The 23,908-nt window shown below is 45.3% G+C and carries 18 protein-coding genes; 12 read left to right on the forward strand and 6 right to left on the reverse strand.

The features are described 5' to 3' along the window. Positions 1-45 precede the first annotated feature (45 nt). Together cmoB and cmoA are read right to left on the reverse strand one after the other, a co-directional pair. Positions 46-1,038, reverse strand: coding sequence for a tRNA 5-methoxyuridine(34)/uridine 5-oxyacetic acid(34) synthase CmoB (gene cmoB / locus L5M18_RS15235; RefSeq protein WP_263197598.1), 993 nt, complete (start codon positions 1,036-1,038; stop codon positions 46-48). Next, the gene (cmoA, locus tag L5M18_RS15240) at positions 1,035-1,766 is read right to left on the reverse strand and encodes a carboxy-S-adenosyl-L-methionine synthase CmoA (RefSeq protein WP_263161336.1); all 732 of its coding nucleotides are present in this window, start codon (positions 1,764-1,766) and stop codon (positions 1,035-1,037) included. Before cmoA ends, cmoB begins: the two co-directional genes overlap by 4 nt. Positions 1,767-1,916: 150 nt before the next feature. On the opposite strand from cmoA, the gene L5M18_RS15245 reads away from it, so the two are divergent. From L5M18_RS15245 to L5M18_RS15295, 11 genes are all read left to right on the forward strand, one after another. Then, positions 1,917-4,727, forward strand: a complete 2,811-nt coding sequence (locus L5M18_RS15245; RefSeq protein ID WP_263197600.1) for a transporter substrate-binding domain-containing protein — start codon at positions 1,917-1,919, stop codon at positions 4,725-4,727. 184 nt (positions 4,728-4,911) lie between these two features. Further along, on the forward strand, positions 4,912-6,690 hold the full coding sequence (gene aspS, locus L5M18_RS15250) for an aspartate--tRNA ligase (RefSeq protein WP_219250844.1): 1,779 nt from the start codon (positions 4,912-4,914) through the stop codon (positions 6,688-6,690). A 312-nt stretch (positions 6,691-7,002) separates the two neighbouring features. Further along, positions 7,003-7,749 carry a YebC/PmpR family DNA-binding transcriptional regulator gene (locus L5M18_RS15255; protein ID WP_263197603.1) on the forward strand — a complete coding sequence of 249 codons (747 nt, stop codon included), beginning with the start codon at positions 7,003-7,005 and terminating at the stop codon, positions 7,747-7,749. 103 nt (positions 7,750-7,852) lie between these two features. After that, entirely contained in the window at positions 7,853-8,374 is a 522-nt protein-coding gene (gene ruvC, locus L5M18_RS15260) for a crossover junction endodeoxyribonuclease RuvC (RefSeq protein WP_263197605.1), read from the forward strand. Then, the gene (gene ruvA, locus L5M18_RS15265; protein WP_006081742.1) at positions 8,371-8,988 is read left to right on the forward strand and encodes a Holliday junction branch migration protein RuvA; all 618 of its coding nucleotides are present in this window, start codon (positions 8,371-8,373) and stop codon (positions 8,986-8,988) included. The genes ruvC and ruvA overlap by 4 nt, the downstream gene beginning before the upstream one ends. 47 nt (positions 8,989-9,035) lie before the next feature. Beyond that, positions 9,036-10,040, forward strand: coding sequence for a Holliday junction branch migration DNA helicase RuvB (ruvB, locus tag L5M18_RS15270; protein WP_028759854.1), 1,005 nt, complete (start codon positions 9,036-9,038; stop codon positions 10,038-10,040). 1,000 nt (positions 10,041-11,040) lie between these two features. Further along, positions 11,041-13,605 carry a TonB-dependent receptor plug domain-containing protein gene (locus tag L5M18_RS15275; protein WP_113940382.1) on the forward strand — a complete coding sequence of 855 codons (2,565 nt, stop codon included), beginning with the start codon at positions 11,041-11,043 and terminating at the stop codon, positions 13,603-13,605. 223 nt (positions 13,606-13,828) lie between these two features. Beyond that, a complete protein-coding gene (locus L5M18_RS15280; protein ID WP_028759856.1) occupies positions 13,829-14,509 on the forward strand; it encodes a response regulator transcription factor in 681 nt (226 codons plus the stop codon). 225 nt (positions 14,510-14,734) lie between these two features. Next, positions 14,735-15,862, forward strand: a complete 1,128-nt coding sequence (locus L5M18_RS15285; RefSeq protein WP_028759857.1) for a M14-type cytosolic carboxypeptidase — start codon at positions 14,735-14,737, stop codon at positions 15,860-15,862. 12 nt (positions 15,863-15,874) lie between these two features. Then, complete coding sequence (locus L5M18_RS15290; protein WP_263197606.1) at positions 15,875-16,192, forward strand: zinc ribbon domain-containing protein; 318 nt, start codon at positions 15,875-15,877, stop codon at positions 16,190-16,192. Then, positions 16,189-16,470, forward strand: coding sequence for a YeaC family protein (locus L5M18_RS15295; RefSeq protein ID WP_113940384.1), 282 nt, complete (start codon positions 16,189-16,191; stop codon positions 16,468-16,470). Before L5M18_RS15290 ends, L5M18_RS15295 begins: the two co-directional genes overlap by 4 nt. Positions 16,471-16,773: 303 nt before the next feature. Here L5M18_RS15295 and ansA read toward each other — a convergent pair whose 3' ends face one another. Together ansA and sppA are read right to left on the reverse strand one after the other, a co-directional pair. Then, on the reverse strand, positions 16,774-17,787 hold the full coding sequence (gene ansA / locus L5M18_RS15300) for an asparaginase (protein ID WP_006086774.1): 1,014 nt from the start codon (positions 17,785-17,787) through the stop codon (positions 16,774-16,776). A gap of 137 nt (positions 17,788-17,924) precedes the next feature. Next, entirely contained in the window at positions 17,925-19,772 is a 1,848-nt protein-coding gene (sppA, locus tag L5M18_RS15305; RefSeq protein ID WP_263197608.1) for a signal peptide peptidase SppA, read from the reverse strand. Between the two features lie 165 nt (positions 19,773-19,937). Here sppA and L5M18_RS15310 point away from each other — a divergent pair, with 165 nt between their 5' ends. After that, positions 19,938-21,956 carry an NADPH-dependent 2,4-dienoyl-CoA reductase gene (locus tag L5M18_RS15310; RefSeq protein WP_263197611.1) on the forward strand — a complete coding sequence of 673 codons (2,019 nt, stop codon included), beginning with the start codon at positions 19,938-19,940 and terminating at the stop codon, positions 21,954-21,956. A gap of 324 nt (positions 21,957-22,280) precedes the next feature. Here L5M18_RS15310 and yfaE read toward each other — a convergent pair whose 3' ends face one another. Both yfaE and nrdB read right to left on the reverse strand, forming a co-directional pair. Beyond that, a complete protein-coding gene (yfaE, locus tag L5M18_RS15315; protein ID WP_028759862.1) occupies positions 22,281-22,706 on the reverse strand; it encodes a class I ribonucleotide reductase maintenance protein YfaE in 426 nt (141 codons plus the stop codon). A gap of 38 nt (positions 22,707-22,744) precedes the next feature. Continuing rightward, on the reverse strand, positions 22,745-23,875 hold the full coding sequence (gene nrdB / locus L5M18_RS15320; RefSeq protein ID WP_028759863.1) for a class Ia ribonucleoside-diphosphate reductase subunit beta: 1,131 nt from the start codon (positions 23,873-23,875) through the stop codon (positions 22,745-22,747). Positions 23,876-23,908 lie beyond the last annotated feature (33 nt).

The following is a 23,908-nucleotide window of genomic DNA, read 5'->3' on the forward strand; positions in this document are numbered from 1 at the left end:
TTGAGGACGCAATGACTGATATTCGCTTACTTCAGACTGAAAAGGTTAGTTTAAATCCTGATTAGGCTGATTTTTCACCGCGATAATCGTGGCGCGTTTGGGCGCAGGATAACCTTCAACCGTTTTGGTGATGTCGTTAGGATCTAGGTATTCAACCAGTGATTCGTTGGGCATCCAGTCGGTACGGCGTTGCTCGGCAAGGGCTGTGACATCGGTATCGACACAACGGATATCAGTGAAATCACACTTCTTTAACCAGAGCATGAGCGCGGCAACGGATGGAATGAACCATACATTATTCATTTTGCCATATCTATCTTGAGGCACGAGTACGGCATTTTCGTCGCCATCTATCACCAAGGTTTCTAGCACGAGCTCACCACCGGTGCGCAATTGATCACGCAGCTGTAACAAGTGATCGATAGGCGAACGTCTGTGATACAAAACACCCATGGAGAAAACTGTGTCGAAGGCATCGAGCGGTGGCAGCTCTTCAATGCCAAGAGGTAACAAGTGCACAGGATGATGTATGCCCGCTAAACGTTTGACTGCTTCAAACTGACATAAAAACAACGGCGAAGGGTCGATACCGACGACACGTTTAGCACCTGAGCCCAACATGCGCCACATGTGATAACCACTGCCGCAACCGACATCGAGCACAGTGCGGTTTTTCAGCGGCGAAATATGTTGCTTAACGCGGTCCCATTTCCAGTCACTGCGCCATTCGGTATCGATGTGGATGCCATGAATGTGGAAGGGGCCTTTACGCCATGGCATAAACAAACGCAGCAGGTTTTCAAGCTTCTCTTTTTCGCCTGGGCTAAGTTGCTCGCCGCTACCGACGGTCACGCTATCAACAAAATCCACTTGGTCGGGTGCTGGATAGTGCAGCTTGTTGAGCACTTTTTCCCACTTTGGCAGGTTGCCGTGTTTATGATCTCGTTGCCACTTGCCTAAAATGCTCGGCAGGGTTTCGAGCCAGTGCTGTAGATTCGAATCGGCGATTTGTTGGTAAAACGAGCTAAAGCTGATCACTTGATGGCCACCATAGAAGCAAAGTTAAAGCATTGGAACCAGAGACTAAAGTGACTAAAGCCTTGGCTGGTGAGTCGTTGTTGATGCGTGGTTAAGGTGTCGGGCTTCATGACATTTTCCAGCGCACTGCGTTTTTGGCTGATCTCAAGTTCACTGTAACCATTAGCGCGTTTAAAGTCTAAATGTTGCTCTTCCAATAGGGTTTGGATCGGGGCATCTTCGAAGCGAATTTTTTCTGATAGTACTAACATCCCGCCGGGATTCAGACCTTGATAAATCTTCGCTATCAGGGTTTCTCTGTCTTCTGGCGGTAAAAATTGCAAGGTAAAGTTGAGTACCACCAATGACGCATTTTGAATATCGATATCGCGAATATCACCGCAAACCAGATCGACATCCGTATCGCTGACATAGGCATTCAGGTTCTCTTGGCAGCGTGCGACCATAGATTCACTGTTATCTACAGCAATAATGCGACATTGGCGGCCTTGGATTTGGCGACGAATACTTAAGGTCGCGGCACCGAGTGAGCAACCCAAATCGTAAATTTGAGTATTTGGCATGACGAAACGATCTGCAAAATCGCCTATGGTATTGATAATTTGCGCATATCCAGGCACTGAGCGGCGGATCATGTCACTGAATACGCCTGCTACACGGTTATCAAACTGGAAATCGCTAATATGCTCGCTCGCTTGAGCGTAGATAGTGTCTTGAGAAACGTTCATCTGAGATTTTTCATGGGAATTCAACTGTGCATTTTAACGAATCAGAGCGATTAGCAGCAAGTCTCATGCTAGTAATTTGCGATAAATTTTTGTCTAATACTTAATAGATAACAAAATCGTTACATGTACATCAAGTACTAAGGGCTCAACTTGAAGTTTGTGATCCACTTAATTGTGATCTTGTGCAGCTGTTTTTTGAGTATAACGGGGCAGGCAAGTCCGTTGTCCTCTGAGCCATTAATCATCGTTATGGGTGAGGATAGCTTTCCCTATCAATATGTCGACAACGATGGCGAGCCGACTGGATTACTGGTTGATTTATGGAAAGAGTGGGCTAAACACAGCCATACCCAAGTGGTTTTTGTGGCGCGTCACTGGCACGAGTCCCTTGATCAACTGCGGCAAGGTAAGGCGCAAGTGCATATCGGCATGGGGAAAACCCCAGAGCGAGAGCAAGAATTTGATTTTGCAGTGCCCATTGCGGATGTGGGCACTTTTTTGTATTTGCATAAATCCCTGCAGGGCAAAAAATCCATCAAAGAACTGATCCCCTTTCAAATTGGTGTGGTAGCGGCTTCATCCCATGAAGCGGAATTACACCGTATCGAACCGCAGCTTGTGTTTAAACGCTACGAAAGTCGTGAGAAATTATTGGCAGGGGTCGCCGCGGGCGAGATCGTAGTCTTTGCGGGGTTAGAAGGCTATTTGAAAGATCCCGACTCATCCCAAGAGATTGCCGCAAACTTTCCCAATACTGCCCGCCTTCAAATTAAGGCGATGCAGTTTGTACCCGCAGTTCAAAAGGGCAATCTTGCATTAGTCGATAAGATCAATAAAGGTTTCACTGCGCTCGATGTGCACTTTATTCAGCAAACGGAGCGACGTTGGCTTGGCTATCAACGTCAACAAGCTGGGATTGTTATTTCGATGCAACTGGGCGCCGAGCCTTTTGTGGACTTAGGGGTCGATGGTTTACCCCATGGTTTGTATGTGGACATGTGGCAACTGTGGTCTGAGAAAACGGGTATTGCCGTTGATTTTATTTCTGGTGATATGAACTCCAGCGTGGACGATGTTCGTCGTGGTCTCGCCGATGCCCATATAGGTTATCCTGAAAGTGATGATGTTAAAACGGGCCTTACTCAGGCTTGGCATTTATATACAGTGAAGAGTCGACTCTTTCTCTATCAGCAACAGTTAACCGATTTAGACTGCTTAAAAGGTAAGCGTATTGGTGTGGTGCCGACAGCGCCTTATTTGGTGGATTTGCGTAAAGCATTACCCCAAGTGTCACTGCGTTATTACGACAGTATGGATGCCATGGTGGCGGGGGCGAGGTCTGGAGAAGTTGTCGGTTTTATCGCCGCGGGTGCATGGACATCCCATTATTTACTGCTCAATAAAGGCTGGTCTGACTTTAGCCAGTATCCTGATCTCGAATTTAGCACCAACATTTATGTGCTGACCCGTAGCGATGATGCTGGCCTTACACAGAGGATAGCCAATGGGTTTAACAGTATTAGTAATCAAGAATTTGCTGAGATTGAACATAAATGGATGCTCAATCCTAAAGATCATGTTTTTACCCAAGCTGAGCGCCATGTCAGCCTAAGCCCCGCAGAACAGGCATATGTGGAAAGTGTAGGCGAACTCAAAGTCGGTTATTTAAAGCAATGGCCACCGATGGAGTTTATGGATGAACAGGGTGAGTTTGCGGGGATCAATAGCGATATCGTCAAATTGCTCAAGGAACAACTCAAACTTAAGCTCACGCCCGTTGCCTTTGATGATTGGCATTCGTTAATCGAGGCGTTGAAAAAGGGCGAGGTGAGTTTAGCCGGCAGTGTCGCGCAAACGGCGGAGCGCCAGCAGCGTTTAGCGTTTAGTGAAGCCTATTGGCCATCGCCGTGGGCCTTAGTGTCGCAACTGGAACAAGTCTCGGTTTTTAATATTGCTCAGCTCGCAGGTCAAAGGGTGGCTGTGGTTGAGGGATATCATTTAGTGGCGCAATTGATGAGTCTGGAGCCTTCGCTCAAGTTAGTCATAGTGCCAAATACGCAGGCCGGATTAGCGGCCGTGACGAATGGCAATGCGGATGTGTTTATCGATAAAGTGGTGACTTTAGCTTCTGAGCTTAAAACCAGCCACTATCCGACACTAAAAATGTCGCTGCTCAGTGATCTCGCCGATCAACACAGTCATATTGGTGTTTATCCTCAATTTGCGCCGCTGGTGCCGCTAATTAACAAAGCTTTGGCTTTGGTTGATGCTCAACATCAGCAAAAAATATATACGCGCTGGGTGTCATTTTCTGTGGCGACAGAGAGTGCTAAATATCTGCAATGGCTGCGTTATATCGTGTTTGGCGTGATAATCTTGTGCTTAGTGATGGTGGCTGTTTTGTTAGTGAATCGTCGCTTAAATCGTGAGATCACCCAGCGATTGGTGGCAGAAAAACGTTTGCTGCATGTGGCTAATCATGATGCTTTAACTCAGTTGCCCAATCGTGCCTTACTTGATGACAGACTAACCCAAGCTTTGCTATCTCATCGCAGAGAACAGGCACATTTCGCTTTGTTATTCATCGATCTCGATGGTTTTAAACAAATCAATGACCAACACGGTCATCCCATTGGCGATGAATTACTGGTACTGGTCGCCCAAAAGTTAACCAAGGTTATCCGTGGATCAGATACCGTTGCGCGATTTGGCGGCGATGAGTTTGTTATCCTGCTAAATCGTGTGCAAGATCTCGATGCAGCAACCCAAGTTGCTGATAATATTCTACAGGCACTGTCGAGCCCTTTGCTTATTCAAGGCGTCAATGTCAGCATAGCCGTTAGTATCGGCGTGGTGATTTACCCCCGCGATGGTGACACCGCGATAGGTTTGTTGAAAAAAGCCGATCAGCTGATGTACCAAGCAAAAAGTAGCGGCGGGCGTTGTTATCGCTCAGCTTGATGTTTTTTTGAACGCTCATGCTCAGATAGTGCGTTCGCCTCTAGTCAAGGGCGTAAAACTGTTTGATACTTCACCGCCTAAGTGTGAAGTACTTTGGTAATCGGCATTATTTTACTATAATGCCGCTTTTATCTCGTTTTGATTATTTCCAAAGCACCGGTTTCCGGATAAAGGATAGAGTTAGATGCGCAGTCATTATTGTGGAGACGTCAATAAGTCTCACGTTGGACAAGAAGTTACCTTGGTAGGTTGGGTTAATCGTAGCCGTGATTTGGGTGGCGTTGTCTTTTTAGATTTAAGAGACAGAGAAGGTCTCATCCAAGTGGTCTATGATCCAGACTTACCTGAGGTGTTCAATGTCGCTAGCACGCTGCGCGCCGAATTTTGCGTTCAGGTCAAAGGCTTAGTTCGTGCCCGTCCTGATAGCCAAGTCAATGGTCAAATGAAGACGGGTGAGATTGAAGTCTTAGGTCAAGCCTTGACGATTATCAATGCTGCCGATCCACTGCCATTGAGCATGGATAACTACCAGAACAACAGCGAAGAGCAACGTCTTAAGTATCGTTACTTAGATTTACGTCGTCCAGAAATGGCGCAGCGATTAATTTTCCGCGCTAAAGTGACCAGTTCTGTGCGTCGTTTCCTCGATTCAAACGGTTTCTTAGACATAGAAACACCGATCCTGACCAAGGCAACCCCAGAAGGAGCCCGCGATTATTTAGTACCAAGCCGTACTTATAAAGGTCAGTTCTTTGCCTTGCCACAATCGCCACAGCTGTTTAAACAGTTACTGATGATGTCAGGCTTTGATCGTTACTACCAAATCGTAAAATGCTTCCGTGATGAAGACTTACGTGCCGACCGTCAGCCAGAATTCACCCAAATCGATATCGAAACGTCTTTCATGAGCTCTGAGCAAGTGATGGCGAAAACCGAAGAGATGATGCGTGGTCTGTTCCTTGAAATGCTGAACGTCGATCTCGGCGAGTTCCCGCGCATGACCTACAACGAAGCGATGCGTCGTTTTGGTTCAGATAAGCCAGATTTACGTAACCCATTAGAGCTGGTGGACATTGCCGATTTACTCAAAGAAGTGGAATTTGCGGTATTCTCTGGTCCTGCGAACGATGAAGAAGGTCGTGTTGCTGCACTGCGTATTCCGGGCGGCGCTGCACTGTCTCGTAAGCAAATCGATGATTACACTAAGTTTGTTGGCATCTATGGCGCCAAAGGCTTAGCGTGGATGAAGATTAATGACCTAAGCCTTGGCTTAGAAGGCATTCAATCACCTGTGCTGAAATTCTTAAACGAAAGCATAGTCAATGAAATCGTGAGCCGCACTGGCGTGCAAACTGGTGACATTATCCTGTTTGGTGCAGATCAGGCGACTGTGGTTGCCGAATCTATGGGCGCACTGCGTCTTAAAGCGGGCGAAGATTTCAGCTTATTGCAAGGTGAATGGCGTCCACTGTGGGTAGTTGACTTCCCAATGTTTGAGAAAATCAACGGCAACTTCCACGCGGTTCACCATCCGTTCACCGCACCGCGCGGCGTAACGGCAGCTGAACTTGAAGCTAACCCAGCAAATCGCGTTTCTGATGCTTACGATATGGTATTAAACGGCTGCGAATTAGGCGGTGGTTCAGTGCGTATCCACAACCAAGAAATGCAGTCTGCGGTATTCCGTATTCTGGGTATTACTGACGATGAAGCTAAAGAGAAATTCGGCTTCCTGTTAGAAGCGCTGCGTTACGGCACACCGCCACATGCAGGTTTAGCGTTTGGTTTAGACCGCATCATCATGCTGATGACGGGCGCAAGCTCAATCCGCGATGTGATGGCGTTCCCTAAAACCACCACTGCCGCTTGTCCGCTGACTAACGCGCCTGGTTTTGCCAATCCGCAGCAATTAGCTGAACTTGGTATTGCCGTGGTTGAGAAAGCTGTTAAAGCGGAAGACTGATCTTTTGTAAAAGGGCTTTGTAAGGCGACTTTTGTAAATCGACCTTATTCAAATCGACATTATATAAATTGTTTTAGTGTAACTCGTTTTTGTGTAAGTCGATTTGGGTTAACCCTTGTCAGTTATTTTGAGTCGTACCGAAAACCGAGGCATGAGCCTCGGTTTGTTTTAGTGAACCGTCATTCCACGCTTATCAATATCTGTTAGTTCAATCCTTTAAGTAAATAGCCGTTATTTAGTCTCATTCCACCTTCGGCTCTTGATAAGCTTTGCGATGGCACCTAGATGATACCTAAGTAGAGGAGACTTCCCATGGCAGGTCACAGTAAATGGGCCAACATTAAGCATCGTAAAGCGGCCCAAGATGCTAAACGCGGTAAACTCTTTACTAAATTCATTCGCGAGTTAACCGTTGCAGCCCGTGAAGGTGGCTCAGATCCCGACTCCAATCCACGATTACGTGTCGCCATCGATAAAGCCCTCGGTGGTAATATGACCCGAGACACGGTTGAGCGTGCGATTAAACGCGGCGCCGGTGAATTAGAAGGCCAGCAACTCGAAACCATTCTCTATGAAGGTTATGGCCCAGGCGGCACCGCTGTGATGGTTGAAACCATGACGGACAATCGTAATCGTACTGTGAGTGGTGTACGTAATGCGTTTAGTAAATCGGGCGGTAACTTAGGCACGGATGGTTCTGTGTCTTATCTGTTCACTAAGCGTGGAGTGTTATCCTATGCGCCGGGAACCGATGAAGATGCATTAATGGAAGCGGCGCTTGAAGCGGGCGCGGAAGATATTGTCAGCTATGATGATGGTGCTGTGGATGTGTTTACCGAACCCGTTGATTTCTATATGGTGAAAGAGGCGCTCGATAAAGCCCATTTTGTGGCGGATAATGCCGAAATCGCGATGATAGCCTCGACGAAAGCTGAGCTTGATCTAGAAACCGCCGAAAAATTTATGCGCCTTATCGACACCCTTGAAGATCACGATGATGTGCAAGAGGTGTATCATAATGCGGAAATCTCCGATGATGTGATGGCAAGCCTAGGCTAGATTGACTGTGAGCTGAATTAGGGCGTCAATTGATGCCAATTTTAGCTCGCAAACGCTAACGTAGGAACAGGGACGCAAATGTAGATCCCCTATAAGGTATTTAATGGCAATTATTTTAGGTGTTGACCCAGGTTCACGGATCACAGGCTACGGCGTGATCCAATGTCAGGGACGGCATCAGATTTACCTCGGCAGTGGTTGTATTCGCACTTCGTCTGAAGAACTGCCTGGCAGGCTCAAGCAAATATTTGATGGGATCACTGAGATTATTCGTCAGTATCAACCGGACGAATTTGCGATTGAGCGCGTATTTATGGCAAAAAATGCCGATTCTGCGCTCAAGTTAGGCCAAGCACGCGGCGCGGCCATTGTTGCTGCCACAGTCGCCAATTTACCTGTGGCCGAATACAGTGCTACTCAAATTAAGAGTGCCGTCGTGGGTACGGGGCGAGCGCAGAAAGCCCAAGTACAACACATGATCCAACAACTACTTAAATTACCCGCAGCCCCACAAGCTGACGCCGCAGATGCACTCGGTGTTGCTGTGTGTCATTATAACACCAGCCAGAGTTTAATTGCATTGAGTGGCCGGGCAACGGCAAGAACATACGGACGGTACAGATGATAGGTCGTTTACGGGGCGTGCTCGTTGAGAAACAAGCACCAGAAATTTTGATCGATGTTAACGGTGTGGGTTACGAGTTGCAGATGCCGCTTACTAGCTTTTATGAGCTGCCTGAAGTTAATCATGAAACTATGGTCTACACCCACTTTGTGGTGCGTGAAGATGCACAGCTTCTCTATGGTTTTATCACTAAGCAGGAAAGGGCGTTATTTCGCTTACTGATCAAGACCAATGGTGTTGGCCCCAAGCTCGCACTGACCATTTTATCAGGCATGACAGCCGGAGAATTTGTGGGCTGCGTTGAGCGCGATGACATAGTGACCTTAGTGAAATTACCTGGTGTTGGTAAGAAGACCGCCGAGCGGTTACTGGTAGAAATGCGCGATAAGCTCAAGAGCTTGATGGAAGCCTCAGCAGGCTCAGAGCGTGAGTTCGTGCTGCAATCCAATTACTCACCCGCACCGACAGTCAATAGCGCCGAAGAAGATGCTATTTCAGCTTTAATTTCGCTGGGTTATAAACCACCGCAGGCGAGCAAATCGGTTTCTGCAGCCTACAAAGAGGGCATGGATTCAGAAACTCTGATCAAAGCCGCCCTTAAATCGATGCTTTAATTGAACAATGATGATAATTAAGATGAAAGCTGCGATAAGGAATAATAATGATTGAGGCAGACAGACTCATCCAGCCGCAGATCCAAGCTCAAGATGAATCCATCGACAGGGCGATGCGCCCTAAAATGCTCGATGAATACACGGGTCAAGATGACACTCGGGCACAGCTTAAGGTGTTTATTCAAGCGGCAAAGAATCGTAATGAAGCCTTAGATCATATGTTGATTTACGGTCCGCCGGGATTGGGTAAAACCACCTTAGCCATGATTGTTGCGAACGAGATGGGGGTGAACATTAAATCCACCTCTGGGCCTGTGCTGGAAAAAGCGGGCGATCTCGCCGCACTTTTGACCAATCTCGAATCCGGTGATGTGTTATTCATCGATGAAATCCACCGATTAAGCCCTGTGGTGGAGGAGATTTTGTATCCAGCGATGGAAGATTACCAGCTGGATATCATGATAGGTGAAGGGCCGGCAGCGCGCTCTATCAAGCTTGATTTACCGCCGTTTACTCTAGTGGGTGCGACAACACGGGCAGGGGCTTTGACTTCACCACTTCGGGCGCGTTTTGGGATCCCGCTACGGCTTGAATTCTATAATATCAAAGATTTAAGCACCATAGTCACGCGTTCGGCGCAGGTGATGGAACTGGATATTGATGCTGAAGGTGCATTTGAAATCGCACGCCGTTCACGTGGTACACCGCGGATAGCTAACCGACTGCTTCGCCGCGTGCGGGATTACGCGCAGGTGAAGCATGATGGCGCTGTCACTAAGTTTGTTGCCGATCATGCACTAGACTTGCTGGATGTCGATAATGAAGGTTTTGATTACATGGACCGCAAGTTACTACTCGCCATTATCGATAAGTTTATGGGTGGCCCAGTTGGACTCGATAACTTAGCCGCAGCCATAGGCGAAGAACGCGAAACCATTGAAGATGTGCTAGAGCCCTTTTTGATCCAGCAAGGTTTTATCCAACGCACGCCCCGCGGCCGTATTGCAACCGCACGAGCATATCAACATTTTGAGTTGATCAAACCCGAGTAATCATCAGCTTGATGATTTATATGATTAAGAGGCGACCTGAGAGTCGCCTTTTTTATGGGAAAAATTTACCTGTGCATACAATTTGGGCGAAGTAAAAGCGATATTTAAACAAATTAAGGGGCGGTAATTGGAGGGAATAATGAGCTTTTATGAGTTGATAGGTATTAATTTCTCATTATTAAATTGTATCAAAACTCCAAAGTATTATGGCAGTTTTCAGCTCGTTATTTAGACATTAATAATAACTTTCATATAGAAATCTATATATTTACAGTTATCTACTAATGCCCTGTATTAATTGAAAAGTGTATCAGCGTGGTGTGTTTATTGAGCTAAGATCTGAGTTCTTCACTATTAAGGTTGATTTTTCTCTGAGATTAATTTAATTCAACAAATTGGATTTAGGCCATTAAATTCTCAAAACAAATAGTCGCTACAGTTACCCTTTCTTAGGTTTTCATACGGAATAACTTGTAATGATATTGTTTTGTTTTTATCGATGGCTTTGTTTTTATGCATAAATAACACAATTGATGCTGATTGTATCTTTTGTTATGTGCTGATTTAGCGAGATTATCTTAATAATTATGGCTATTTCAAATTGCTCACGCCTATAGATATGCAGTTTAAGTGGTAGTTAATCAATACTTCATTCCAATTCAAGGCTCTCGCTGTATCGAATAAGTGTGATACATATCACACTTTTTGGTATTGAATATGTTTCGCAAAAGTAATTTGTTAACAGTGTTAATTACTGGCAAATCATCATAATCAAGGCTTAACCTCTGTATGATTATATATATTAAGTCTTATCGAAAATAAAAATCATAAAATTAAACAAATTAACTCAAATTTGTTAACATAAATTTTTGATTGGTTAAAATTTTGAGCATTGACGGAGTTAAAGTGAATCCTCAGTATCAGGTGCAACACTAGTACAGCAATAACTGTACAAGCTGTAAGCATAAAAATAATAGTAAGATCTAGGGAGCATTCATACATGATCAAAAGAACAAAAGTAGCGTCAGCTATTAACTTAGCTATCGTTGCATCTATCACTACAGGTGCATTTGTTACGTCAAGCGCATTTGCTGCTGAAGAAAAAGCAAAAGTTGAACGTATTGAAGTCACAGGTTCACGCATTCAACGCCAAGACATGGAAACTGCATCTCCAGTGACCGTTATTGATGCTGCTGCGATTAAAGCGGAAGGTTTTACTTCTGTTGACCAAATGTTACAAGTGCAGACTTCCATGGCGGGTGCGGCAGTGGGTTCAAGCACAAACAACGGTGCTGACGGTGTTGCCCAAGTTGACTTACGTGGCATGGGTTCACAACGTACGCTTGTATTACTGAACGGCCGTCGTATGGTGAACTCAGGTTCTGGTGCCAATAGTTCTGTGGATTTGAACTCGATTCCAGTGGCTATGATTGCGCGTGTTGAAATTCTGAAAGACGGTGCCTCAGCGGTTTACGGTTCAGATGCCATTGCTGGTGTAGTGAACATTATCACGAAGAAAGATTTCGAAGGTTTCCAATTAGATTTCAACGGCAGTGGCACTGATAAAGGCGATGGTGAAAGTGGCGATGTCAGTGCTCTATACGGTTTCAATACCGATGGTGGTAACTACACCTTTGGTGCTGCTTTTTCTGACCGTCGTGGTGTTATCCAAGGCGATCGTGATTGGTATGATCCAGCAGAAAACTCAAGTTCAATCATTCCAACTGGTGCTTTGAATGGAAAAGTAGTAGATGCAAATGGTAATTGGGTAAAACAAAGTACATCTTATAATTTCTCACCAGATGTATATTTCCAAACACCAAATGAGCGTCGTAGTTTATTTGCCAATATGACTCAAGAGTTAGGCAATGATGTGGTATTAACTGCAGATGCGATTTACACCAATCGTCGCTCAAACCAGCAATTAGCTGCGCAGCCAGCACAGATTAAGTTGAATGTGTGTGGAGCTCCAGGTCTTAAAGACCCTGCTGCTAACTGTTTAACTCTTGACGATGAAATGATTGCAGCAGGTATTAATCCTGATAAGCGTGGTCAAGTACTTTATAAGAGACGTATGAAAGATGTTGGACCACGTATTTATTCTCAAGATACAGATACATGGAGATTATCTACTGGTTTAGCTGGTTCTTTGGATGTTCATACTGGTATGAATTGGAACATTGATTACACTTTTGGTAAGAATAAAGCAGAAACAGCTGTAGAAAACTCCATCAATGCCAATATTATGGCTGAAGCAATTTATGCAGATCCGAATGCTTGGTTTGCAGGTAATCCTCTAACGTCAGAAATGAAAGATCCTGTTGGCTATACAGAAGCTGCAAATGGTGGTAATGAGCAGCAAACACTTTCGGCAGGGCTAAATGGCGAGTTGTTTGACTTAAGCGCAGGTGCCGTTGGTTTTGCACTCGGTGCTGAATATCGCCGTGAAAGTGGTTTTTATAATCCTGATCCAATTGTAGTTGCGGGTGAAAGTACCGCTGCTCAACAGGACCCTACTGATGGTAACTATAACGTTATTTCTATTTTCCAAGAAGTAAGTGTACCTTTCACTGAGAAATTAACAGGTGAATTTGCGCTACGTTTAGATGATTACTCAACATTTGGTAAAGCGACCACTTGGAAGATTGGTTTAACTTATGCTGCAACGGATGAGTTGATGGTTCGCGGTGTAGCGGCTACTGGCTTCCGTGCTCCAAGTGTTGCTGAATTGTATGGTGGTAACTCAGGTTCTTTTGATTATTTGACTAACCCATGGCTATCAGCGGCTGAACAGCCTGGGCAGATTCTAGTTAACCGTACATCTGATCCAGATTTGAAGCCTGAAGAATCTGAATCATATACAGCAGGCTTAGTATACTCGCCAAGCTACCTTGAAGGTATGTCAGTGACATTAGATTACTGGCGCTTTAAAGTGGCTGATGCAATTGCTCGTTTAGATACGCAAACAGGGTTAGATGCATGTAAGAAGGGTGATGCAAGTGCTTGTAAAACCTTTAATATTACATCTGATGGTGATTTGACAGATTTAACTAATGCACTTACTAACGTAGGTTCGCAAGATACTAGTGGTATTGATTTTAACTTAGCCTATAACTTTGCTGCTTTAGGTTTAGATTGGAAAATCAATAATGATATGACCTATTTACTGAATTTTGAACAAGATAACGAGGATTATACTGGTACGATTGACGGTAACTTCGGAGCTTACTCTAAAATACGTAATAATTTCAGTATTTCAGCGGGTTTAGATGATTGGAGTATAATGTACTTCAACCGTTATATCGCCTCAATGGACGATACTTATACTGTTTACGATGACAATGATGTTCCATCAGGAGCGGTACGCACAGCAGATTCAGTCCTATATCACAACATATCGGGTACATATCATGTTAATGATATGACAACTGTCAGTTTAGGTATTAAAAACTTCACTGATGAAAAACCTTCTTATGTTACTAACGGTAGTGATGCTGGTACAGTTCCTGAAGTTTATGACACTATCGGCCGTACCATTTACGGTGGTGTAACTGTTAAATTCTAAGCTAAGTTCAGACTCTTAGTTTCTAAAAAGCGCCTTAGGGCGCTTTTTTATTGGGAGTTTATGAGATGATTTTAGAGTCGCTAATCATCCGTTGATTGGTTGTTAATATCGTATTTTGTTCACAGTTTTCAACATCACACTTCTTAACGAATGTAATAGCGCTAGAGTCGTCTCGATTCGCATGGTAATATAAATGATATAGATTCTCGTTTGGGCTTTAAGGATGAGTAAAATACTCTTGGTCGATGATGATCCATTGTTTAGCGTTTGGTTAGCTGATGCCCTATGTACGCAAGGGCATGAGGTTAAGTGTGCGGTTAATGGCATCGAGGGTCTGGCATGCATTGAAAGTTTTGCTCCAGACATCATAGTGCTTGATTTAGTGATGCCACAGATGAATGGATTTGAGTTGCTAAAAGCGCGTGAATGTTCAACGCCGGTGCTGATGATCTCAGCACGTGATAATGAAGATGATCGCATCACTGGTTATGAATTGGGAGCAGATGATTTTCTGAGTAAGCCGTTTAGCATAAAAGAGATTTTTGTCCGCTTACGAGCCTTAGAGCGGCGTCTCTGTGCTGGTCACTCTCACTCGCCGCAAATGGCGACTGTGGCGGCTAAAGTGATTAACTTCGATGAAATGAGTTATAGGATCACTATTGGCACCCGCTATGTCGATTTGACCCAAACCGAGTTTAAATTATTTAAATATCTTTTTGAAAGAAAAGGCCAAGTCATCACTAAGCAAGAGTTGCAGCGCTCAGTGCTACAGAAAGATTTGGGCCGATTTGACCGTAATCTGGATATGCACATTAGTAACACTCGCCGCAAGTTAGCTAACATCAGTTTGCCGCGTAACTTGATTAATACAGTACGAGGCCAAGGTTATAGTTTTATGGTCTAATATCTTCATTAACTTATAGTGAAAGGCTCATTTTTTGTGGATTTTAGGCGTGTTAACTGGTCAATTAAAGGCCGATTGCAAGTGTCTTGACTGAATTTAATGGCTTTCGTTTTCCCCTTGGGATGTTTTGGTTTATTCTATCGGCCATATAATAAAATGTGCCGTGTGCTATCTGTCGCACGCCATTAAATTGCCCTTAGTTTTAACAACCTATTAGGAATCATTATGCGGATCAGTGCCAACTTTGATGGCGGAAATATCCAAGTCGTCAATCTTGATAATAAAGACGATATTCAACTTGCTATCCGCCCTGATGCGGGTGGTGAGTTTTATCAATGGTTCAATTTTCGATTTGAAGGTGAGGTGGGTAACCATTACACCTTGAATATTATCAATGCGGGAACCGCTTCTTATACCAAGGGATGGGAAGATTATCAGGCGGTGGCCAGTTATGATCGCCAGCATTGGTTCCGTATTCCGACTCAATATCAAGACGGTAAACTGAGCATTAGCATAGAGTTAGATTGCGATGCCATTCAAATCGCTTACTTTGCACCCTACAGCTATGAGCGTCATTTAGATTTACTCAGCGGCGCCCAGTTACACCCAGATGTCAATTTAGAGCATTTAGGCCTGACCTTAGATGGCCGCGATATTACTCTGATGAAAGTGGGGAATGGCGATCCTTCTAAACGCAATATTTGGATCACCGCCAGACAACATCCGGGTGAAACGATGGCTGAATGGTTAGTTGAAGGCCTAGTGAATCGTTTACTCGATAATGACTGTCCCACGGCAAAGGCGCTGCTTGATAAGGCTAATTTCTATATAGTCCCCAACATGAATCCCGATGGCAGTGTCAGAGGCCACCTGCGCACCAACGCGATTGGGATTAATCTAAACCGCGAGTGGCAAACACCGAGTTTAGAAAAAAGCCCTGAGGTATATCACGTCGTCAACAAGATGCAGCAAACGGGTGTTGACCTGTTTTATGATGTGCATGGTGATGAAGGCTTACCTTATGTGTTTCTAGCGGGTTGTGAAGGCGTTCCCGCTTACAATGATAAACTCGCGCAGCTGCAAGCGGACTTTAGCCAAGCATTGACCTTAGCCAGTGCCGATTTTCAAACTCAGTTTGGCTATGATAAAGATGAGCCAGGCCAAGCGAATTTGACCGTAGCGTCTAATTGGGTTGCCCAGACCTTCAAGTGTTTATCAAATACCCTTGAGATGCCGTTTAAAGACAATAACAATCTGGCCGATCCTTTTGTGGGTTGGTCGCCAGAACGCAGTATTTATTTAGGTGAAGCATCGCTAATTGCCATGCTCGCCGTTGTTGATAAGTTACGTTAGGGCGAGGCTGATATGGCATTAATTGAATGTCCGGTGTGTCGTAAACGTATGTCGAGCAAAGCGACTTCATGCCCCCATTGCCAAGCAAAAACCGATGGCGACAATGAGTCCTTATCGCGCATTAGCCATATTCAAAAGTCCAGCAGCTTAATGAATCAGAGTTTCGTTGCTATGACCTTGTTCATTGCTGGTGTGGTGATTTGGTTTTGGGGTGGGGAACCCGCCGAAGGTATGCGTGCGAATATCGCCGGAATATGCTTTGTGTTTGGTTTTGTAGGTTATCTCATTACACGAGTCAGAATCGTGTTACATAAGCGGAAAAGTGTATGACGGATATCAATCAAGTGATCGACCAAATGCCCGTTGAAGTCTATGAAAGGCTTCGCAGTGCTGCAGAGCTGGGTAAGTGGGAGGATGGTACTGTGTTGAGTGAGACTCAGCGTGAATCGACTCTGCAGGTTGTGATGTTGTATCAAGCGCGTAAGCTTGAGCAAACAGAGCATTTCACTATTGCATCTGACGGTAAAATTAATGAGCTGTCTAAGGCCGAGCTGAAAAAGCAATTCCGCGGTGAGCCGATTGCTGGCTTTAAAGCGCAGGATTTATAATTTCTGACTGGCCGCGCAGATCGGCTTGCAAGGTGTGCTTTATTAGGAATTAGGCGTAAGTCTGAGGTTGGCAAGGGGATTGGCATTTTATCTTTTGTTAGTGATATCAAGACTAACATTGATTTGATATTAAATAACTTCAATGCAAATCTTGGTCCGCAAAAGTCTTAAAATAAACACTCATTTAGTGCTGTTAAGTCTGAACTAAAATCTAGTCTGAGTTTAAATCAAAAAAGCCCATCAAATATGGGCTTTTTTGTTGCTAGCGTTTGAGGGCAACAAACAGATTAGAAGACTATATCTTTAATCTATGCTCAATTCACCGACTAAGTTTTGCAACATGGCCGCTTTTATCTCAGCTGGTTGCAAATTTTTAGATAGCAAATAATGCAGTTTTGCTAAGGCTGCTTCTATAGTCATATCGGCGCCACTGATCACGCCTGCTTTGGCTAATGCATTGCCTGTGGCGTAGCCGCCCATATTCACCTTACCTTGGAAACATTGGGTTAGATTCACCAGCACTATGCCACGTTCATCTGCTTGCCTTAAGGTTTTGAGTAAGGCGGCATCCTGCGGCGCGTTACCCACACCAAATGTCAGCAGTATGAGGGCTTTAACTGGCTGTTGCAGAATGTTCTCAAAAATCTGTGTCGATATCCCAGGATACAAGGTCACCACACCGACAGGTTGTGGGCTGATATGAGCGACTTCTAATGGGGTATCGTTGGCGACCGTGATTTTGCCTGCGCGCAGATTGATTTTGATCCCCGCCTCAAGCAGTAGTGGGAAGTTGGGTGAGGCGAAAGCATCGAAACCGTCGGCATGGGCCTTAGTCGAGCGATTGCCCCTAAAGAGTTTGTTATTGAAGAATAAACACACTTCCGCAACTGGATAATTCGCCGCTATGTAGAGTGAATTCAATAAATTGGTTTGGCCGTCTGAGCGTAGCTGGGCGAGGGGAATTTGCGAGCCCGTCACTATCACAGGTTTTGACAAGCCTTGCAGCATAAACGACAGTGCCGAAGCCGTGTACGCCATGGTATCTGTGCCGTGAAGGATCACAAAGCCATCGTACTTATCGTAATTGGCTTGTATATCGTCGGCGATCATCTGCCAATCGGTTGGTGCCATATTGGAAGAGTCGATAAGCGGGCAGTATTCGTGGATGACGAATGTCGGCATTTCTTCATGGTAAAACTCAGGCATAGATTGCACGCACTGAGTCAGGAATCCCGCGACGGGGACAAAGCCGTTATCGGTCTTTTGCATACCGATGGTGCCGCCAGTATAGGCAACATAAATGGAGCGTTTAGTCATTCTTGTCGTTTTCTTAGCTTCAAGTGGCCGAATTATACGATTTTACTGACATAAACCCAATAAAAAAGCCCGGAGATCCGGGCTTTGTCTTTGTCATCATCTTGAAGTTGCGAGCTGCAACCTAGACGCTAGCAGATTTAGTTCATCATATTGCAAGTATCACAGTAGATATAGACGTTATTTGGATCATCAAAAGAGGTTAACGTTTTCAAACTGCTAGTCCACTGTTGTAGCATTTGCTCTAACATCGATGACTGACTTAGTGAGGCGGGCAGGTAGCTCGATACTGAGGCAAACATCTGCTGCATGAATTTTTGTTCGGGTGTCAGCTCTTGTTCGATGACGCGGGTGTCAAATAGCGTCATATCCGCGAGTTTAGCGGCTTTAGCTATGGCTTCATCTACATCACCCAGTTCATCGACTAAGCCAAGCTCAAGAGCTTTTTTACCGCTCCACACACGGCCCTGAGCAATCTTATCGACTTGTTCTATGGTCATCTTACGTTCTTTAGCGACCAGGGAGATAAAGTCCGAATAGCCGCGTTCAATATGACGTTGGATAATCGCTTCAATCTGGGGGGAAAGTGTGCGGGTAACAGATAATCCTGCCCATTCTGAGGTCGATACGCCATCGGTATGCACGCCTATACTGGCCAATGAATCTTCAAAGGTAGTGATCATACCAAAGATCCCAATCGAACCCGTGAGTGTTGTTGGCGTTGCGAAGATATAGTCGGCACTGGCTGAAATCCAGTAACCACCGGATGCGGCTAAACTGCCCATGCTCACAACCACGGGTTTACCCGCTGCTTTAAGTGCCAGTAATTCTTGACGAATCTGCTCAGAGGCAAAGGCGCTACCGCCAGGGCTATCAACACGTAATACTAAGGCTTTAATGTGCTTATCAAAACGTGCCTTACGTAGCAGTTCGGCAGTACTTTCGCCGCCAATTTGGCCCGCAGGTTGAGTGCCGTTCAAAATTGTGCCACTTGCCACAATAATACCAACACTGTCTTGCTCTACAAAGCTGGGTAATGGCGTCACTAAGGTTAAGTAATCATAAAAACTGACTTGCTTGAAACTGTCACCACTGCTGGCTTTTCCTACGGTTTCTAGCATGGTTTTACGAAAATCTTCTGTGGTCGCTAGGTTATCAACCCATTTCATGTTGATTGCCATTGTGGCTGAATCGCCATTGGCTTTATCGAGCTCTGCCAAATAAGTGGTTGCGTCGGGCACCAGAGAATTCGGTTCGATATTACGATTGCCTGCGACAGTTTGTGTGTAGCTTTGCCATACATCGGCTAACAGTGCACTACTGGCTTCCCGCGCAGCATCTGACATATTGTCACGTATGTAGGGTTCAACTGCAGATTTAAAGGTCCCCACGCGGAAAATATGCGCTTTGACTTTGAGTTTTTCTAAGGCCGATTTGAAATATTGGTTGTACATACTCAGGCCATCAAGCGAGACACCGCCTTGGGGATTGAGGTAAATGGTGTCGGCAAAACTGGCGAGGAAATATTGATTTTGCTCGTAGTAGTTGCCGATGGCGATGACTTTTTTACCGCTCTCTTTAAAGCGATTGAGTGCATTTCCGATAGATTGTAGTTTGCTGATCCCAGCACGTTTAAGATCGACCAGATCGAGCACTAGTACGCTAATACGTTGATCTTGCGCTGCACTGTCAATGACATAAAGCACATCGGCGAGTAGGATTTCACCATCGGCGTTGGCATTTTGGCCTTGTTTGAATGCGGCTTCTAAGGGATCGACTTGTTGTTTCTGATCGACAATAGAGCCTGCTAAATTAAGCACCAGTGCCGAATTATCTTCAACTTGGATATCTTCGCTACTGCCAATGGAGATAATGATCGCGGCTAAGAGTCCAAAAAAGATTAGATTGAGGATGAGTTTACGCGTCCCGTTCAGGGTGTGCCAAATAAACAAACATATTCTCTTGAAAAACGATGGGTTAGCGGACATCTGCCACTCCTTTATAAGTCCAATCTGCCAATGCTAACTGAAAATGGCGCTACAGGCTAAACACAATTGTAAAGGATTTTGACTGATGGCCTCGATCCAACGGTTGAGCTTAGATTTGACACAAGGTATGCTGATTTAAATCACTTGTTTTAAAAGGATGTTTGAATGTCGTTTCCCCATTTATTAGAACCCTTAGAACTGGGATTTACCCAGCTCAAAAACCGCGTGCTTATGGGCTCAATGCACACAGGTTTGGAAGAAGAAAAGGGCGGATTTGAGAAACTGGCAGCGTTCTACAAAGAACGCGCTCTGGGCGGTGTGGGTTTGATTGTGACGGGGGGTATTTCCCCTAATCTTCGTGGCCGCCTTACGCCCCATGCCTGTCAGCTGAGTTTTCCTTGGCAAGTGGGTAAGCATCGCGTAGTAACGCAGGCGGTGCATGAGGCTGGCGGTAAGATCTGTATGCAAATTTTGCATGCGGGACGTTATGGCTATCATCCTTTTTCCCAAGCACCAAGTAAGATTAAGTCACCCATTACACCCTTTACACCGTCTGCTATGTCTAGTCGTCAAGTGCGCTCGACCATTAAGGATTACGCCAGTTCGGCCGCCCTTGCCAAGAAAGCGGGTTACGATGGTGTAGAGGTGATGGGCTCTGAAGGATATTTGATTAATCAGTTTGTCAGTGCGCGCACCAACACTCGCACCGATGAATGGGGCGGTGCGTTTGAAAAACGGGCGCAATTCCCGATTGAGATTGTTAACGCGATACGGGCAAAAGTCGGTAAAGACTTCATCATTATCTTCCGTTTATCTATGCTCGATCTGGTGGATAACGGTTCGACTTGGGATGAAGTGGTGCAACTGGCGCAGTGGTTAGAGCAAGCTGGCGTGTCCATTCTAAATACGGGCATTGGTTGGCATGAAGCGCGAGTACCGACCATTGCGACAAGCGTGCCCCGTGGCGCCTTTGCGTGGGTGACAGAAAAGCTCAAACAATCTGTTGCCGTTCCCTTAATTGCGACTAACCGCATTAACACCCCTGAGATTGGTGAGCAGATTATCGCCTCTGGTCAAGCTGACATGGTGTCGATGGCGCGGCCTTTCCTTGCTGATCCTGAGTTTGTGAATAAGGCTGCGGCGAACACGCCGGAGCTTATCAACACCTGCATTGGCTGTAACCAAGCTTGTCTTGATCATACTTTTTCCCTCAAGCGCGCAACTTGCTTAGTGAATCCTCGCGCCTGTTATGAGACTGAAATCAACTTCTTACCCACAGCCAATAAAAAGCGTATTGCGGTGATGGGGGCAGGCCCTGCGGGCATGGCGTTTTCTGTTTATGCCGCTATGCGAGGCCATCACGTTGTCTTGTTTGAAGCGAAATCTGAGGTGGGTGGTCAGTTTAATCTCGCCCGTAAAATCCCTGGGAAAGAAGAGTTTAACGAGACTATTCGTTATTTCATTAACCAAATTAAGCTGCATAAGGTGGAGCTGAGATTAAACACTCGCCTCGATGCCAGTGTGCTGGCGACGGAAAAGTTTGATGAAGTGGTAATCGCCTCAGGCGTTGTGCCGCGTGATTTAGTCTTACCCGGTTTTGACGACCCACGGGTGGTCGATTATCAAAAAGTGCTCTCGGGTGAAGTGACTGTCGGTAATACGGTGGCCTTGATTGGCGCTGGCGGTATAGGGTTCGATATGGCGCACTTTTTGTGTGAGCGCCAGTCGAGCACCTTGAATCCCGATAAATGGCTGCAACAGTGGGGCATAGATAAAACTTACCTGCATGCAGGCGGCCTAACTGAACCTCATTCCGACAATACAGATCATCGTAAGGTGTTTTTACTGCAACGTAAAACGTCGAAGATGGGCAAGGGCTTAGGTAAAACTACCGGCTGGATCCACCGTCTTGTGCTTAAGCAACATGATGTGAAGATGAAAACGGGCGTGAGTTACGATAAGTTTGATGATGCCGGACTGCATATTCGCGTGGGTGAAACCGCTGAAGTGCTGGCCGTTGATAACGTCGTTTTGTGTGCTGGGCAAGAATCGAATCGCACGTTAGTGGATGAGATGAAAGCGACGGGCCTGCCTGTGCATCTGATTGGTGGCGTAGATGTCGCGGCAGAGCTTGATGCTAAGCGTGCAATCCGCCAAGGCGCTGAACTGGCAATGCGTTTATAGAAAGTCGATAAGCCTTACGTTTTAAGCGTTAAGTATTCAATGTTAGATCCTGAAAGCCTGAACCTGTGTTCAGGCTTTTTTGTTTTAGTTTGTTTGTGTGAATGCATTGAAAATAGAGAGAAGGGAGAATAGTGGGTTTTAAAACGTTTGGTATCTAATGGCGCGGATTGAATAAGGCTGTATTGAAAGGGTCTGTTTGTCTTAAAGCTACTCTTTGTTTAAGAGATACTCTTTGTTTAAAAGCTCATTTTTGTTTTAAAGCGATTTTGGGTTTTAACGCCACATCTTGTTTAAAGCAGCTTATTGAACAATCGAGTCTTGCCGTTATGAGTCTTCAAACACTGCCTGTTTTTGCGTGCGTGTGTCACTTGCTACATTTTGTGTTTGCTTTGGCTTAGCCAAACTGGCTTTATTCTGATGAGATTGACACGCATAGGTGACCACAGCTGCACCTTCAGGTGACAAGTCCAGCTCTAAATCTTCGGTAGGCACACAGCAGCAGGGCAAACATTCATCATGTTTGAGTTCGGCTAAGGGTTCGTTTAAGTAGCTGACTTTTCCGCTGATGACCCGTGTTTTGCAGGCACCGCAGAAACCGTTGCGACATTCTGAGAAGATTTTGACTTTTTTGGCTTCGAGCGCTTGCAGCAAAGTGCCTTGTTGCTCGGTAAAGAGCAACACAGGCTGACCTTGAAGGCGCACGATTGGTGCCTTCGCAAACAGGTTTTGTGGCCGTTTTTTTGATGTCACTGTTTTAATGCCATTTTGTAACGTCACTTTTAAGTGTCTTATAGATCGAAGTCGAGGAACTCATCACCATCAACCGCGGAGTCGATTTGGCCGACAAGGTATGAAGAGACTTCAACTTCCTGTGGTGCAACTTGCACTGCATCGCTTTCTAACCAGTTTTTCATCCAAGGTAATGGATTGGTAATTTCTGGGTATGGTTGCGGTAGATTCACCGACTTCATGCGTTGATTAGTAATAAACTCAACGTATTGGCACAGGATCTGTTCATTCAAACCTATCATAGAGCCGTCTTTGAATAGGTATTTTGCCCATTCTTTTTCTTGCTCTGCGGCTTTGAAGAATAAATCGAAAGCTTCCTGTTGGCATTCTGCAGCAATTTCACCCATTTCGGGATCGTCTTTACCGCCTTGCATGATGCTTAAAATATGCTGAGTGCTGTTTAAGTGTAAGGCTTCATCACGGGCGATTAAGCGAATAATTTTCGCGTTACCTTCCATGAGCTTACGTTCAGCAAAGGCAAATGAGCAGGCAAAGCTAACATAGAAACGAATGGCTTCTAGGGCGTTGACTGACATCATGCACAGGTACAAGGCTTTTTTCAGGGTGCGGGTGTTGACTATGACTTCTTTGCCATCGATAACATGGGTTCCTGCACCGAGTAAATGGAATATCTGAGTCAGTTGGATCAAGTGATCGTAATAAGCGGCGATATCGGTCGCACGGCTTAAGATTTCTTTGTTCACAACGATATCGTCGAAGATCACTGAAGGATCGTTAACGATATTACGAATGATGTGGGTGTATGAGCGCGAGTGAATCGTCTCAGAGAAAGACCAAGTCTCAATCCAGGTTTCTAATTCAGGCAGTGACACCAGCGGCAAAAAGGCCACATTGGGCGAGCGGCCTTGAATCGAGTCGAGTAGGGTTTGGTATTTCAGATTCGAAATAAAGATGTGTTTTTCATGATCAGGCAATGCACCGTAGTCAATCTTATCGCGACTGACGTCTACTTCTTCCGGGCGCCAAAAGAAAGATAACTGCTTTTCTATCAGTTTTTCGAACACTTCATATTTTTGTTGATCGTAGCGCGCCACGTTGACCGATTGACCTAAAAACATAGGTTCACGGGTGGCATCGTTGGGTGTTTGACAGAAGGTAGAGTAGGCCATGGTGCTATTTTTCCAATGGATAGGGATCCACTA

Origin of the sequence: Shewanella sp. SM20, from assembly GCF_025654545.1 — a bacterium.
Classification (GTDB): Bacteria; Pseudomonadota; Gammaproteobacteria; order Enterobacterales; family Shewanellaceae; genus Shewanella; species Shewanella oncorhynchi.